This is a genomic window from Neobacillus vireti, from assembly GCF_036962345.1.
GTDB classification, from domain to species: Bacteria; Bacillota; Bacilli; order Bacillales; family Cytobacillaceae; genus Neobacillus; species Neobacillus vireti_A.
Map to the genome: position 1 here is coordinate 106,049 of NZ_JBALNB010000013.1, position 14,858 is coordinate 120,906.

Annotated in this window: 18 protein-coding genes and 1 rRNA gene; 13 read left to right on the plus strand and 6 right to left on the minus strand. The window is 38.3% G+C overall.

Annotated features, from left to right (window positions below; all coding sequences use genetic code 11):
- Positions 1-39 precede the first annotated feature (39 nt).
- Positions 40-213: a small, acid-soluble spore protein K gene (locus tag V7108_RS17015; RefSeq protein ID WP_335514348.1), complete on the minus strand. Its 174-nt coding sequence runs from the start codon at positions 211-213 to the stop codon at positions 40-42.
- 138 nt (positions 214-351) lie between these two features.
- On the opposite strand from V7108_RS17015, the gene V7108_RS17020 reads away from it, so the two are divergent.
- Entirely contained in the window at positions 352-621 is a 270-nt protein-coding gene (locus V7108_RS17020) for a YfhJ family protein (RefSeq protein WP_335568925.1), read from the plus strand.
- Between the two features lie 31 nt (positions 622-652).
- Here the strand turns inward: V7108_RS17020 and V7108_RS17025 are convergent, their stop codons facing one another.
- A complete protein-coding gene (locus V7108_RS17025; RefSeq protein ID WP_335514299.1) occupies positions 653-1,636 on the minus strand; it encodes a metal-dependent hydrolase in 984 nt (327 codons plus the stop codon).
- Between the two features lie 171 nt (positions 1,637-1,807).
- On the opposite strand from V7108_RS17025, the gene mutY reads away from it, so the two are divergent.
- Positions 1,808-2,902 carry an A/G-specific adenine glycosylase gene (mutY, locus tag V7108_RS17030; protein ID WP_335568926.1) on the plus strand — a complete coding sequence of 365 codons (1,095 nt, stop codon included), beginning with the start codon at positions 1,808-1,810 and terminating at the stop codon, positions 2,900-2,902.
- A gap of 34 nt (positions 2,903-2,936) precedes the next feature.
- Here mutY and V7108_RS17035 read toward each other — a convergent pair whose 3' ends face one another.
- Positions 2,937-3,161: a hypothetical protein gene (locus tag V7108_RS17035; protein ID WP_335514305.1), complete on the minus strand. Its 225-nt coding sequence runs from the start codon at positions 3,159-3,161 to the stop codon at positions 2,937-2,939.
- A gap of 110 nt (positions 3,162-3,271) precedes the next feature.
- On the opposite strand from V7108_RS17035, the gene fabL reads away from it, so the two are divergent.
- From fabL to V7108_RS17060, 5 genes are all read left to right on the plus strand, one after another.
- On the plus strand, positions 3,272-4,021 hold the full coding sequence (fabL, locus tag V7108_RS17040) for an enoyl-[acyl-carrier-protein] reductase FabL (RefSeq protein ID WP_335514308.1): 750 nt from the start codon (positions 3,272-3,274) through the stop codon (positions 4,019-4,021).
- Between the two features lie 75 nt (positions 4,022-4,096).
- Positions 4,097-4,411 carry a gamma-type small acid-soluble spore protein gene (locus V7108_RS17045; protein WP_335514311.1) on the plus strand — a complete coding sequence of 105 codons (315 nt, stop codon included), beginning with the start codon at positions 4,097-4,099 and terminating at the stop codon, positions 4,409-4,411.
- A gap of 195 nt (positions 4,412-4,606) precedes the next feature.
- Positions 4,607-4,864, plus strand: coding sequence for a YgaB family protein (locus tag V7108_RS17050; RefSeq protein ID WP_335514314.1), 258 nt, complete (start codon positions 4,607-4,609; stop codon positions 4,862-4,864).
- Between the two features lie 195 nt (positions 4,865-5,059).
- Positions 5,060-5,590, plus strand: a complete 531-nt coding sequence (gene ntdP / locus V7108_RS17055) for a nucleoside tri-diphosphate phosphatase (RefSeq protein ID WP_335568927.1) — start codon at positions 5,060-5,062, stop codon at positions 5,588-5,590.
- Positions 5,591-5,714: 124 nt separating this feature from the next.
- Positions 5,715-7,490, plus strand: a complete 1,776-nt coding sequence (locus tag V7108_RS17060; protein ID WP_335568928.1) for an ABC transporter ATP-binding protein — start codon at positions 5,715-5,717, stop codon at positions 7,488-7,490.
- A 35-nt stretch (positions 7,491-7,525) separates the two neighbouring features.
- On the opposite strand, the gene V7108_RS17065 is transcribed toward V7108_RS17060, so the two are convergent.
- Together V7108_RS17065 and V7108_RS17070 are read right to left on the minus strand one after the other, a co-directional pair.
- On the minus strand, positions 7,526-8,599 hold the full coding sequence (locus V7108_RS17065) for an aromatic acid exporter family protein (RefSeq protein ID WP_335514322.1): 1,074 nt from the start codon (positions 8,597-8,599) through the stop codon (positions 7,526-7,528).
- A gap of 341 nt (positions 8,600-8,940) precedes the next feature.
- Complete coding sequence (locus V7108_RS17070; RefSeq protein ID WP_335568929.1) at positions 8,941-10,236, minus strand: glutamate-1-semialdehyde 2,1-aminomutase; 1,296 nt, start codon at positions 10,234-10,236, stop codon at positions 8,941-8,943.
- A gap of 212 nt (positions 10,237-10,448) precedes the next feature.
- Here V7108_RS17070 and V7108_RS17075 point away from each other — a divergent pair, with 212 nt between their 5' ends.
- From V7108_RS17075 to perR, 4 genes are all read left to right on the plus strand, one after another.
- A complete protein-coding gene (locus V7108_RS17075) occupies positions 10,449-10,796 on the plus strand; it encodes a potassium channel family protein (RefSeq protein ID WP_335514326.1) in 348 nt (115 codons plus the stop codon).
- A gap of 66 nt (positions 10,797-10,862) precedes the next feature.
- The gene (gene bcp / locus V7108_RS17080; RefSeq protein WP_335514330.1) at positions 10,863-11,333 is read left to right on the plus strand and encodes a thioredoxin-dependent thiol peroxidase; all 471 of its coding nucleotides are present in this window, start codon (positions 10,863-10,865) and stop codon (positions 11,331-11,333) included.
- Between the two features lie 245 nt (positions 11,334-11,578).
- Positions 11,579-12,133, plus strand: a complete 555-nt coding sequence (locus V7108_RS17085; RefSeq protein ID WP_335514332.1) for a cob(I)yrinic acid a,c-diamide adenosyltransferase — start codon at positions 11,579-11,581, stop codon at positions 12,131-12,133.
- 106 nt (positions 12,134-12,239) lie between these two features.
- Positions 12,240-12,677, plus strand: coding sequence for a peroxide-responsive transcriptional repressor PerR (perR, locus tag V7108_RS17090; RefSeq protein WP_335514335.1), 438 nt, complete (start codon positions 12,240-12,242; stop codon positions 12,675-12,677).
- A gap of 23 nt (positions 12,678-12,700) precedes the next feature.
- On the opposite strand, the gene V7108_RS17095 is transcribed toward perR, so the two are convergent.
- Positions 12,701-13,066: a YgzB family protein gene (locus tag V7108_RS17095; RefSeq protein WP_335514338.1), complete on the minus strand. Its 366-nt coding sequence runs from the start codon at positions 13,064-13,066 to the stop codon at positions 12,701-12,703.
- A gap of 149 nt (positions 13,067-13,215) precedes the next feature.
- Here V7108_RS17095 and V7108_RS17100 point away from each other — a divergent pair, with 149 nt between their 5' ends.
- Both V7108_RS17100 and V7108_RS17105 read left to right on the plus strand, forming a co-directional pair.
- Positions 13,216-14,091: a nucleotidyltransferase-like protein gene (locus V7108_RS17100; protein WP_335514341.1), complete on the plus strand. Its 876-nt coding sequence runs from the start codon at positions 13,216-13,218 to the stop codon at positions 14,089-14,091.
- Positions 14,092-14,363: 272 nt separating this feature from the next.
- A 16S ribosomal RNA gene (locus tag V7108_RS17105) occupies positions 14,364-14,858 on the plus strand; the annotation flags it as partial.

The window sequence follows — 14,858 nt, forward strand, 5'->3', positions numbered from 1 at the left end:
AACCAGAGACTTCTCTCTGGTTTGTCACTGTTCAGGGGGTTAAAAATACTCAGGAGTATCCTTATCACGCTGACCGGAAGCACGCATACGCTCCTGCGGATGTGTGTTGATCGTACCATCTGCTCTTGTTGAAGCATATTCGGCCTTTGCCCGCGGCTCTCCCTCGAGCTTGTTGTTATTTTGATTCGGGAAATTTCTTTGTTTATTTCTCACCATGTTTGTACCTCCATTAAAAGGGAATGAGAAACCGTGAATAGCAATGTGTCGTCACAACAATGCTTATCACGTGGTAATAGTATTTGATTTTTACGTTGAGGTTATGTTAAAAGAAATTGGAAATGAGGTGAATGTATGAACGATTATCATGAAAGATTATCAAGGCTACTAGTAGAAAAAAATAATCAGCTCTCGTACAATCAAGCACGAACTTGGGTCGAGTTAATGTGGGAGGATTTTGAAACCACTGCTGCTAAGGCGGGGAGGGAGTTCCTCGGCAGTGAAATGACGGAACGAATAGTACGCCAATGGATTGAGAATTATGGGGATCGGCTCCATGAGTTTGTAGCCAAGAACCCAAAATATAAAGATTTTTTTAAGGAAGAAAAAGATACGATAAATTAAAAGCGATGACGTTAGTCATCGCTTTTAATTTTTATTCCACTGGTAAAATACTTAGCTTTTTCCGTAATTTCTTCTCGCTGAACACCCAGCCTGTGTAGGAACTAATCGGGTTTAATTCCAAATCTAATTGAACAACTGCCACGAACGGATAGTGGCCATTGCTGCGATACCTTAAATCAATAAATCGAACCTCATAGTGGTCATCATATTCATCTAATTCCCAACGGTACACAGGGGAAAAGGAAAGAAAAGCTGCAAGGTTACTATCCTTCTTTGCTGCTTCAAGTACCGGTGTTTCTGGAACAGGAATTCGTTTAAAACGATCTAATATCTCGACATTCGTTCCTAACGCTTTGCCAACAAAAAACTCCCCTTCATTCATCGCTGCAATTCTCCATTGATGAAACTTCATTGTAGGAGCAATAATGATATCTGTGGCATCTGGAATTATTTTTAAAACTTCTCTTCGCACTTTTCCTTGAGCTCTGAAGCGAAGGAGGTAATATCCAATTAAAACAATAAACATTGTTAAAAAAGTATAGCCAGGATCTGCTCCAATAACCCAAATAATAATTGCAACAATGTGAATGGCGAAAATAATAGGGTCAAAAGTATTGATGACTCCCAAGGCTACCCATTTAGAAGTGAAAGGTCTTAGTGCTTGTGTTCCATAGGCGTTAAAAATATCAACAAATACATGGATGAAAACTGCAGCAAATGTCCATCCCCATAAGTGGAGAAGATTTGCAGTAGGAAAAAAAGGATAAATCACCGCCAAAAGTATAAGCGGCCATATTAGTACTGCGGGAATAGAATGGGTAACCCCCCGATGATTTCGAATATAGATGGCATTATTTCTTAACTTCAAAACGGTATCAATATCTGGTATTTGTGATCCTACAATCGTAGCAATTAACACACTTGTAGCTGTTACTGAACTGCTGGCTACTATAGGGTCAAGGGTGGCTAGACCCCCAAGGGCAATTCCCATTACAACATGAGTTCCGGTATCCAAAAGGAAAAATCCTCCTTTTATTATTTAAATTTCCAGCGGCAGCAGACTTTAAAAAGAATGCTTCCACTATCTTTATCTTGTCAAAATCAACAAATTGGCTTATCGTTATAAAATGTTTATTATTATATTCCCTTATTTCGTTTAGTTTAACAGGCTGGAGGCATTTTTGTAATGGGTAATGTGCTGAAAAATATAGAAAAAATCTCAATAAAAAAATTTCAAGATGATTTAATTTCCTGGTTTAAAGCCGAACAGCGGGATTTACCATGGAGAAAGAACCAGGACCCTTATAAAGTTTGGGTTTCAGAAATCATGTTACAACAAACAAGAGTAGATACGGTTATCCCTTATTTTAATCGTTTTGTCGAATGGTTTCCAACGATAGAGGACCTTGCAGAAGCAAATGATGATAAAGTACTAAAAGCTTGGGAAGGACTAGGTTATTATTCGCGAGTAAGAAATTTACATTCAGCCGTTAAAGAAGTTAGCGAAAAATACAATGGTGAAGTTCCAAATACACCAAAAGAAATTTCTAAACTTAAGGGTGTTGGTCCTTATACCGCTGGTGCTATTTTGAGCATTGCCTATGGTATTCCTGAACCGGCAGTGGATGGCAACGTAATGAGGGTATTATCAAGAATCCTTTCTATCTGGGAGGATATTGCAAAGCCATCTACTAGGAAGGTTTTTGAAAATGCTGTTAGGGAGCTCATTTCTCATGACGAGCCCTCAGAATTTAATCAGGCATTAATGGAACTCGGGGCATTAATTTGTACTCCAACATCACCGTCTTGCTTACTTTGCCCAGTTCGGGACCATTGCCAAGGCTTTCATGAGGGAGTAGAGTCTGAACTCCCTGTTAAATCCAAAAAAAACACTAAAAGGTCAGTCGATCTGGTTGCTGTCATTTTAAAGGATGACCAGGGGAAAATCTTAATTCATAAGCGTCCCGAAAATGGACTTTTGGCGAATTTATGGGAATTTCCAAATATTGAAATCCATCAGCCTACCGTGATGGACCGTGCCCAAATATCAGACCTGTTTCGTGAATCCTTTAATTTAAATAGTAAGCTTGAAAAGGGTATTGGTCAGATTGAACATATTTTTTCCCATCTGATTTGGAATATTCGCGTTTATACTGGATCAATCATTTCACCTTTCCAGGAAAATAACGAGTGGAAATGGGTCTCGTTAGATGAAATGGACGAATATGCCTTCCCCGTTTCTTATCATAAAATAGTAAAGCTCTATCATGAATATAATTAAAAACGAACGCCATATTTTGGCGTTCTTTTTGAAATCAGTCATATCCTACATGTGTGCCATGTGTGTAATCAGCTTCTTGTCGCTTCAATCCGCCTCTATTTTCTATCTCCTCAATGATTTCCCGATGAATAGTAACTCCTTCACTATTTAAATAAGGAGCGATTTGTTGTAATGAATGATGGAAAAATGCCAGCTCGCTGTTATCCCATTCCGATTTAGCAACCATTGACAGTTCTGTCATATCACGTCCTATGTACATTTGCTTCTTCCTCTCTGCTTTTAATAGCTATAGGTTTTGTAATCAATTGTCTTCTATTCATGAAAAGGCTAAAATGGTATGAATACTTTATATTGAAGGGGATACAAACTATGACACAAAAGGTAGCATTAATTACAGGCAGCAGCAGGGGAATAGGAAAGGCCACAGCATTAAGACTTGCCCAATCAGGATATGATATTGTCATCAATTATGCCAGAAGCAAGAAGTCGGCACTCGAAGTTGCGGAAGAAATTGAAGCTATGGGAAGAAAAGTTTTAGTGGTAAAAGCCAATGTTGGTGATGTAAGTAAAATTAAGGCTATGTTTACTCAAATTGAGGAAGAATTCGGCAGACTAGATATTTTTGTTAATAATGCAGCCTCTGGGGTGCAGCGGCCCATTATGGAATTAGAAGAAAATCACTGGGATTGGACACTAAATATCAACAGTAAAGCATTATTATTCTGTGCTCAAGAAGCGGCCAAGCTAATGGAGAAAAATGGCGGCGGAAAAATTGTCAGCATTAGTTCACTCGGATCGATTCGTTATTTAGAAAATTATACTGTAGTAGGTGTTTCAAAAGCTGCCCTTGAGGCGTTAACAAGGTATTTAGCAGTGGAATTAGCACCGAAGAATATTGTAGTCAATGCGGTCTCAGGTGGTGCTGTTGATACAGAGGCATTAACTCATTTTCCAAACCGTGAGGAGCTTCTTCAAGAAGCAAAAGAGAAAACTCCTGCAGGCCGCATGGTTGAAATAGAGGACATGGTAAATTGTGTTATGTTCCTCTTGTCCGAAGAATCCAGCATGATTAGAGGCCAAACGATCATTGTTGATGGCGGGATTTCATTGCTGGTGTAAGAAAAAAGTTTTTTTAAAAATTTTGGATAGTCTCCACATCAAGCGGGTATCTTAATTTTTGTGGAGGTGATTACAATGGCAAACTTCAATCAACAACCAAACAAAACTCAAGCTGGAACAAACATCCAGGAAGTTAGACAGCAAAATGCTCAATCTCAAGGCGGTGCTGGTGCAGCTGGTCAATTCGGAACTGAATTTGCAAGCGAAACTAACGCTTCTGAGGTGAGAAAGCAAAACCAACAATCTCAGGCTAACAAAGGCCAAGGTTCAGCTGGTCAATTCGGAACTGAATTTGCAAGCGAAACTAACGCTTCTGAGGTAAGAAAACAAAACCAACAATCTCAAGCTAATAAAGGCCAAGGCAATTCTGGTCAATTTGGCCAAAGCTAAGAAAATTCGTAAGCAGAAGGTGCTCTCATTCGGAAGAGCGCCTTCTTTATTTTTGTCTTCCTCTTGCACCGGGCAAGGGATTATGGCGTTTAGTCTATTCGACAAAACTTCCCTTTACTCTACATAACTAGTCAAAGGATATAATTCTTTGTTAAAGAATATTATTTAGATAGAAAAAATAAGGCGGTGTGGTAGATGGATCATTTTAACCGTTTAGTATCTGAACAGATGATGACAATGGAAAAATTACTATACCTACAAGGAGAGCTTGAACGTTGTCAAGAAATCGAAGAGCAGCTAATGACCTTGCAAAATGAAACTGAGTTAGAAAGTGTCCAGTTTGATATTAATCAAATGAAAAAAGAATTAAAAGAGATTCAAGAAATTTTTGAAAAACAAACCGAAGAAGTCATTCAATCTTACCGTGAAAGTGACTTAGAACCTTCAATTTAGCTCAAAAAATCGAATTATGATTGAAAATATGCAATTTTTTTCAAAGAGTCATTGAAATCAATGGCTCTTTTGTTTTAAATTCTGTATTCAACCGTTATAATAATAAGAAATAGTAAATGAACTTTGTTGCCATTTGTCGTTTAATTGTTGGAGGATCGGTTACAAAGCGTTTAGGAATGAAAGAAGGGGAGAATCATGGGCGTACCCATCGAAGGTGAACCAATACAAATACATAGCTATAAACACAATGGGCACATCCATCGCGTCTGGGAGGAAACGACCGTATTAAAGGGATCTCAAAATCTGGTAATTGGCGGAAATGACCGTACCATTGTAACGGAATCAGATGGAAGGACCTGGATTACAAGGGAACCAGCTATTTGTTATTTTCATTCACAGTATTGGTTTAATATTATTGGGATGATTCGAGAAGATGGTATTTATTACTATTGTAATCTAAGCTCTCCATTTATCTTTGATGGCGAAGCTGTTAAATATATTGATTATGACCTTGATATTAAGGTATTCCCTGATATGACGTTTAATTTATTAGATGAGGATGAGTATGAACGCCATCGTCGTGAGATGAGGTATCCAGAGGTAATTGATCAAATTCTGAAGAGAAATGTGGATAAGCTTATCCATTGGATACGGCAGCGTAAAGGGCCTTTTGCGCCAGATTTTATTGATATTTGGTATGAGCGGTATCTAACTTATAGACGTTAATGGAAAATGCTTTAGCGCTAGGAAAGATGATGAAGGCATCTACTAACGACATAGTGGCTGCCTTCATCATTTTTCCATGTTGTGGATTAATAACTAATGTGACAGCAAGAAGGGAGGGCCAATCTTGAGCAGTGTTCGCAGGTATCTTCAATTTGTTAAACCATATCGCCTTCAAATTATCGGAACCATTTTGATCGGGCTTGTAAAATTCGCTATTCCGCTTATCATTCCCATGCTGATTAAATATGTAGTGGATGATATTATTGGCAAAGGGAGTTTAACCAATGATGAGAAAATAAATAAACTACTGTTAATTATGGGGGTAATGATTGTTATCTTTGTCGTCTTAAGGCCGCCAATTGAGTATTACCGTCAATATTTCGCACAATGGACGTCTAGTAAAATTCTTTATGATATCCGTGACCGTATGTATACACATATTCAGAAACTTAGTTTTAAATACTATTCCAACACCCGTTCAGGGGAAGTCATTTCGCGTGTTATTAATGACGTGGAGCAGACGAAAACATTTGTCATCACTGGCTTAATGAATCTTTGGCTAGACATGGCCACAATTGTAATCGCTATTATTATTATGTTTTATATGAATGTCAGTCTAACTTTCGTATCAATTTTGTTATTCCCGCTCTATGCAATTTCGATAAGATACTTCTTTGGAAATCTGCGTAAACTCACTCGGTCTCGTTCACAAGCGCTGGCTGAGGTGCAGAGCTACCTGCATGAGCGTGTGCAGGGAATGCCTGTTATTAAAAGCTTTGCGATTGAAGAGTTTGAGCAGACTCAGTTTGATAAACAAAATAAGAACTTTTTAGATAAAGCATTAGAGCACACAAGTTGGAATGCAAAGGCATTTGCTGCCGTTAATACCATTACCGATATCGCACCGCTTCTTGTTATCGGATATTCAGCTTACCTTGTTATTCAAGGAGATTTAACGCTTGGAACAATGGTTGCGTTTTTTGCCTATATTGATAAATTGTACAATCCGTTGAGAAGACTGGTGAATTCCTCCACAACCCTAACGCAGTCATTCGCCTCGATGGATAGGGTTTTTGAGTTTTTGGATGTAAAATATGATATTGTCGATTCCCCAAATGCAATACAGTGTAAGGATGTGAAGGGGGACATTAAATTTGATCATGTTCAATTTAAATACAATGAAAAAGAGAATCTGATTCTGAAAAATATCACCCTCGATGTAAAAAAAGGAGAAACCATCGCCCTTGTTGGAATGAGTGGAGGAGGCAAGTCGACACTTGTCAGCTTGATTCCGCGTTTCTACGATGTCACGGAAGGGAAAATTCTTTTAGATGGAGTAGATATCCGCGACTTCCAGGTTCATTCCTTACGGGACAAAATAGGTGTGGTTTTTCAGGACAGTATTTTATTTAGTGACTCTGTTAAGAACAATATTTTATTAGGGAAACCTGGAGCAAGTGATGAAGATGTTTATCAAGCAGCCAAGGCAGCCAATGCCCATGATTTTATCGAGAATTTAGCAAATGGGTATGATACGAAGGTTGGTGAAAGAGGAGTAAAGCTTTCAGGCGGACAAAAGCAAAGGGTAGCCATTGCTCGTGTATTTTTGAGAAATCCACCTATTTTGATACTAGATGAGGCAACTTCAGCGCTAGATTTAGAGAGTGAACACCTTATCCAGGAAGCACTTGATATGCTGGCGAAGGATCGAACGACATTTGTTGTAGCTCACCGTTTATCTACCATCACCCACGCCGATCGGATTGTTCTAATTGAACACGGAGAAATTGTTGAAGTGGGCACACACGAGGAATTAATGGCGAAACAAGGCAATTATCATAAATTATTTCAAGTGCAGCAACTCGAACAGCATGAAGAAACAGCAACAGCAAAACCATAGTCAAAAAGCAGCTGAACCAATATCAGCTGCTTTTTTTATTCGATTTCTTTTTGCTCAATGGATACTTCATTATGATGAAAGGAGTGAAAGCTGTTTATAAGTGTATCAAGGTGTTCAACCTGTTCCCCATAATCAATAATAGAAGAAATTATTTGCATTGTATGATAAAGATGCGGATCTTCTTGATCGCTGTAATGCTTCTGATGGCTCAAGAATAACTCTAATAACTCCTTTTTATCAATACAAGTATATGCTTCACTTTCTATAGGTGTTGGAACTTTGCCGATAAATCGAAGCATTAATTGCTCATGATGATAGATGACACGATCGAGCTGTTCTTGGATGGACAGTTGAAAGCTTTCAGATAAGTGCAGCATTTCGTTTTCAAATCGATGAAGCTTTTTTAATGTATCAAGTGCTCGTTTTGCAGTTGAAGTCATTTGTCTAAATACCACGAGTTTTCTCGACTTTTCTAAACTATTCTTTTTGAAATAGCTTCTTTCTTCTTTATACATTAAATAAAACTGTTCCATTTTAAGTAAATTTTCTTTTAGTTTTTCAATATCCGCTTTTAAAAGGTTATAGTCAAAATCATGGCGGGTGCTTAATCGTATCCAACGAATAATTTCTTCGGTTGTTCCTGTTATACTAAAATAAAGCTTATTCTCATATTTAGGCGGGAGAAACACAAGGTTGACGATAAAAGCAGAAAATACCCCAATCATAATGGTTGAGAAGCGAATACCGGCAAACGGAATAAAGTCTATTCCGGGTGTTTCCATAATCGAAACCAATGTAACGAGTGAAAGACCGATAGTATTTTCAATTTTTAATTTACGGATGATGATAATAACAATAATTGCAGCCAATCCAATGACGATAGTATGATTTCCTAAGAGAAGGACAAAAACAACTGCGAGGATCGCGCCAATTAAATTCCCTTGAATTTGTTCAACAATCGTCAAATAAGAACGATAAATCGTTGGCTGGATGGCAAAAATGGCGGCAATGCCTGCCAATACAGGAGAGGGCGAGTGCAGCAGCTGTGCTAAATAAAGGGACAAGACAATGGCAATTCCCGTTTTTAAAATGCGGGCACCTAACTTCATTCTAAATGGTTCCTTTCAAATTTAAGTGACTTATTCTTAGTTTACTTCATAATGAACAATTACGTACTATACATGGATTAAAATATTTTATCAAGAGATATAATATGAAATTTGCTTAGGGGTTCATAGTGCCCGTGACATAGAAAAAACAATGTTTACGGTCACTCAGGAGGTTTTATAGTACCCGTGCATTGGAAAAATCAAGGTGACCGTTACTTAAGCGGGTTCAAAATGACCTTACCATCAAAAAAACTGCTCCTACGGTAAGAAGAAACGCTCATGGATTATGGTGTTAAAAAAATAGAGAGTGTTGCCACTCTCTAATTCTGCATGAAAAATGTCTATTCTCCTTTAAGTAAAGAAAATGCATTGTTTACCGCATGAAGTGTTGCTTCAATGTCCTCTTCTGAATGCGCAATGGTTAAGAACCATGCTTCATACTTGGAAGGAGCCAAGTTTATTCCTTGTTGTAGCATAAGCTTAAAGAATCTTCCGAACATCTCACCATCTGTGTTTTCTGCCTGCTCATAGTTTTCAATTCTTTCATTTGTGAAATAAACGGTGAGGGCGCCTTTTAAACGATTGATAGTAATTTGAATATCGTGTTCTCGAGCGGCTTCTAAAATTCCCTCTTCAAGCATTGCGCCTAAACGATCAAGATAATCATATACACCCTCTTGCTTTAATACTTCCAAACAAGCAATACCTGAAAGAATGGAAGCTGGATTTCCGGCCATCGTTCCCGCTTGATAAGCTGGGCCGAGCGGAGCAACCTTTTCCATTATTTCTTTACGTCCGCCATAAGCACCGATAGGCAGACCGCCACCAATAATTTTCCCGAGTGCGGTTAAGTCAGGCTGGATTCCTAATAAATCTTGTGCACCTCCATACATAAAGCGGAAAGCAGTGATGACTTCATCATAGATTACAAGTGCCCCTGCTTCATGAGTAAGGTCATTTACCTGCTGTAAGAAACCAGGTTTTGGCTCAACAATTCCGAAGTTCCCTACAATCGGTTCAACTAAGACAGCAGCGATTTGGTCGCCCCATTTCTCTAAGGCTTCTTTAAAAGGTGCAATATCATTAAATGGAACGGTAATGACTTCTTGGGCAATACTCTTTGGAACACCGGCAGAATCAGGTGTTCCGAGGGTGGATGGTCCTGAGCCTGCAGCTACAAGTACAAGGTCAGAGTGTCCGTGGTAGCATCCAGCGAACTTAATAATTTTGTCTCTTCCTGTATAGGCTCGGGCGACTCGAATGGTTGTCATGACCGCTTCTGTTCCTGAATTCACAAAACGAACCTTTTCTAAAAAAGGCATAGCTTCCTTTAGCATTTTAGCAAACTTTACCTCATGCGGTGTAGGCGTGCCAAAAAGAACACCACTCTCCGCTGCCTTTTTAATTGCTTCTGTAATATGAGGGTGAGCATGACCTGTGATAATCGGACCGTAAGCAGCAAGGTAGTCGATGTATTGATTTCCATCGACATCATAAAAGTAAGCACCTTGAGCGCGTTCCATTACCACTGGCGCTCTGCCGCCAACAGCTTTGTAAGAGCGAGAGGGGCTGTTTACCCCGCCGACTATATGCTTGAGCGCCTCATTATGTATCCGTTCTGAATTGGTAAATTGCATGAGTTTTCCTCCTCGTAATGACTTCCTTCCAATTTTATCACTTTTCACATGGACTTTTATTTATTTTACTTTTTGAAATATTTTCACTCTCTGCATATTTTATCGTCCAAGCCTGCATAGAATGAGAATAATTGACTCAATTGAGGTGGCTGCTCGTGTTCTATTTTTTACTTCCCATCGTAATTTTCTGCATTTTTATGAGTTTAAGAACGTTGTTTATCCCAAACACGGTTAAAGGAAAGTTGGTTTCGATTGAAAATGCCCTTTTTTTGGGGTCAATCTACGTTACCGTTATCCTTGGATTTGGACTCATTTATTTGTTGTTTGAATTAAGGGGCATATCATTGCTTGTAGAAACAAATGGCGAAAACAACTATAACATCTTTGAAACAAGTTTTTATTTCAGTGCGATGACTTTGTTTTCTGTTGGGAATGGCGATGTCATCCCTCATGGTGTTGGGAGAATGGTAGCGGTTGTTGAAGCATTAATTGGCTATACAATGCCTGCAGCATTTGTAGCACGCGCATTGATGGACCGTGAAGTAAAGGAAATCAAATAGTTGTATTGTGGAGCATGTTTGGTTAGGCTTATGGGAGAGAATATTTTCCATGAGGTGATGATAACCATGACAATTGAAATTGGGAAGCAAGCTCCGGATTTTGAACTGCCGGCAAATAATGGTGAAACAGTAAAGCTATCAAGCTTAAGAGGATCAAATGTTGTCTTATATTTTTATCCTAAGGATATGACTCCTGGATGTACAACAGAAGCCTGTGATTTTCGTGATCTAAGTGAACAATTTAAAGAGTTAAATGCAGTGATTCTCGGGGTTAGTCCTGATCCAGTCGAACGTCATCAGAAATTCATAGAGAAATATGGATTGCCATTCTTGCTGCTTGCAGATACTGAACATCGCGTAGCAGAAGAATTTGGTGTATGGAAATTAAAGAAAAATTTTGGTAAGGAATATATGGGTATTGAAAGATCTACCTTTATCATTGATAAAAATGGATCTCTAGTTAAGGAATGGAGAAAGGTTCAAGTAAAAGGGCATGTAGAAAATGCGTTAGCATACATTAAAGAAAATCTGGGCTAACAATTTTTAAGCCTAATTTCTACAGTAAAGGCTTTTGTCCAATGCAAATGAATCCGATTTGAATATCATTCTATTAGGGCATACCTCCTCAGATAAAACTTTTGGGTCGATTATCGGCCCTTTTTTTTATGGTTAAACACTATATCTTGTGTTTATAGGCGTTCAATTAGATGATAAGATGAAGAAAATACAACAGTGGTATACATATAGTAGTAAAAATAATATTTCGTTATGGGGGTTGGAATATGAAGATTTATACAAAGACTGGTGACAAAGGGACTACATCTTTAATTTATGGGCAAAGGGTTGCAAAAAACGATTTGCGTGTTGAGGCATATGGAACCTGTGATGAAACGAATTCAATGATTGGACTTGCATTAAGTTATCTACAAGGCGAATCTTTTCAAAAGAAAGAATTAATAGAGAATATGTATCATAAAATACAAACAAATCTTTTTCACGTGGGTGCGGAGTTGGCTACTCCAAAAGGAAAGCCAGTAAAGTGGTCTCTTAAAGTAAGTGATATAGAAGAAATGGAAAAGCAAATAGACCAGATGAATCAATCACTTCCGGAGTTGACAAATTTTATATTGCCAGGTGGACATTGTGCTGGAGCTGCATTCCATGTTGCTCGTACAACTACAAGGAGAGCAGAAAGATGCGCGGTTTCGTTGGGGGAGGAAGTAAATCCCCTTGTTTTGGCATACTTAAATAGACTTTCTGATCTATTATTTGTGACTGCCCGTTTTGTTAATCATGAGCTGGGGAGTATAGAGCAAACGTTACACCAAGAGAATTGAAAAACATTTGTATGATAACGATATTACAATATTGACAAAAGTATTATTTCCTTAGTAAACTAATTATAACAATTATAATTTAAGAATTTTTTTGGATTAGAGGTGCATGGCGATGAATCAGTTAAAAGAAGCGTTAGAAACTTTAAAGGAAACGGGAGTACGGATTACCCCGCAACGTCATGCGATACTTGAATATTTAATAAACTCGATGTCACATCCTACAGCAGATGAAATTTATAAAGCCTTAGAGGGGAAATTCCCTAATATGAGTGTGGCGACAGTTTACAATAATTTACGAGTATTTCGTGAAGTTGGTTTAGTAAAAGAATTAACGTATGGTGATGCTTCAGCACGGTTTGATTTTGTAACATCACACCATTATCATGTGATTTGTGAAAGCTGCGGCAAAATCGTAGATTTCCATTATCCTGGATTAGATGAAGTGGAACACCTTGCTTCGCATGTTACGGGATTTAAAGTAAATAATCATCGTATGGAGATTTACGGAACTTGTCCTGAGTGTACAAGTAAAGAAGTGCATTAATGAGGCGCAACAATAAAAGCCGATTAGACGATCGGCTTTTTATTTTGGCGTTTTTTGTTATATGACTCATCGAATTCTTTTCCTTCAAGGTTAGGATCAAGTGTTAGGGGTTCACGACAATACATACACATATCCACTTTACCTAGCATTTTCGTGTGTTTTCCGCAGGTTGGACATTTTACTTGAATTGTTTTAGTGGATAACATTCCAATCCAAAAATAAACTACGGTACTTGCAATAATAAATAAAAGTCCAATTAACATGAAAATGGTCATAATAAGTGGTGAGTTGCGAAAATAGATTCCACCGTACATAACAATAAAACCGATAAAGATTAAGGACAATGCAAAACTGCGAATTTTATTTATTTTACTTGAATATTTAGCCATATTCTCTCCTCCTAGACAAACTATACCATATTTACATCTGGGGAAAAAAGGGTATGTATAAAAATGTCGAAGTTTGTCTTATTCGTAAGAAGGAGATTTTATATTACTGTCGAACTTATAGTTATCGAAAAAATTGGAGGAATGAGTGAATGAAAGACATTCTTCGGCCTATATATCAGGAACGGGCTAGTCAATCCAATACACTTGGTGTATTGATGATAGAAAAAAGACATAAATCAAGTCATACCACAGACACCTTTGATGTAATCCTTTTAATCATAATAAAAGAGGGAGAACAGCCATTACTAATAAAGCATTATACTTACAATGATAATAAGGCAGCGATGCATATCATTACCGAAGCACAATTAAAAGAATGGCTTCTCCTAGGCACAAATCGAAAAATATTTGAATGGCTTCATAATGCAAAAATATTATTTGATCGCAATGAGTATATTGCGAATCTCAAAACCGAGCTCCGTGAATTTCCGTTTAATGGTCGAAAGATAAAAATGGGGTTAGAATTTGCTAAGCTGATAAGACGGTATGTCGATGGGAAAGCGCTCTTTGAAAACAAACAATTCTTAGATGCCTATAATTATGTTGTTCATTCTCTACACCACTTAGCGCGATTAGCAGTGGTTGAAAATGGGCTTCATCCCGAATTAACGGTTTGGCAGCAGGTTAAACAAATTGAACCTGAAATAGTAAAATTATATGAAGAACTCGTTAATAGTGAAGAACCAATAGAAAAAAGGCTGGAGTTATTATTTTTAGCAAGCGAGTTTATGATTCATTCACGTACCAAAGTAGGATGTGCTCATCTCTTAGATGTCCTCGGTACAAAAGAATACTGGACCTTCAATGAAATTCAGAATGAGAAAGAGTTAGTCCCTTATTCAGTGGATCTTGCTGTTTTAATTGAGTACTTAATAGAAAAAGGATTAATTGATGTTGTTAGTCTAGATACAAAGGGACATGGCATTTTTCATCGATGTTATCAGGTGAATAAAAAATTCTTGTAAAAAATAATAAAACCTATTGACCTTTTTTGAGATACTTGATATATTTATAACCGTCGCTGCGAACGATTGAATAAAAGTTCTGCGAGTGACGGTTTTCTTTTTTTGAAAAAATAATATTGACACTTTAAATTACGTTGTGTTATATTATAAAAGTCGCTTACGAGCGAAAGTGTTAATTGCTCTTTGAAAACTAAACAAACAAGAACGTCAACAAAAAATATTAGTTTCTTCTATAAGAAACTAGCCAACGTAACAAATGAGCTATATCAACTTTCTTGGAGAGTTTGATCCTGGCTCAGGACGAACGCTGGCGGCGTGCCTAATACATGCAAGTCGAGCGAATCAAGAGGTGCTTGCACCTCTTGATTAGCGGCGGACGGGTGAGTAACACGTGGGCAACCTGCCTGTAAGACTGGGATAACACCGGGAAACCGGTGCTAATACCGGATAATTCTTTCCCTCTCATGAGGGAAAGCTGAAAGTCGGTTTACGCTGACACTTACAGATGGGCCCGCGGCGCATTAGCTAGTTGGTGAGGTAACGGCTCACCAAGGCGACGATGCGTAGCCGACCTGAGAGGGTGATCGGCCACACTGGGACTGAGACACGGCCCAGACTCCTACGGGAGGCAGCAGTAGGGAATCTTCCGCAATGGACGAAAGTCTGACGGAGCAACGCCGCGTGAGCGATGAAGGCCTTCGGGTCGTAAAGCTCTGTTGTTAGGGAAGAACAAGTACCGGAGTAACTGCCGGTACCTTGACGGTACC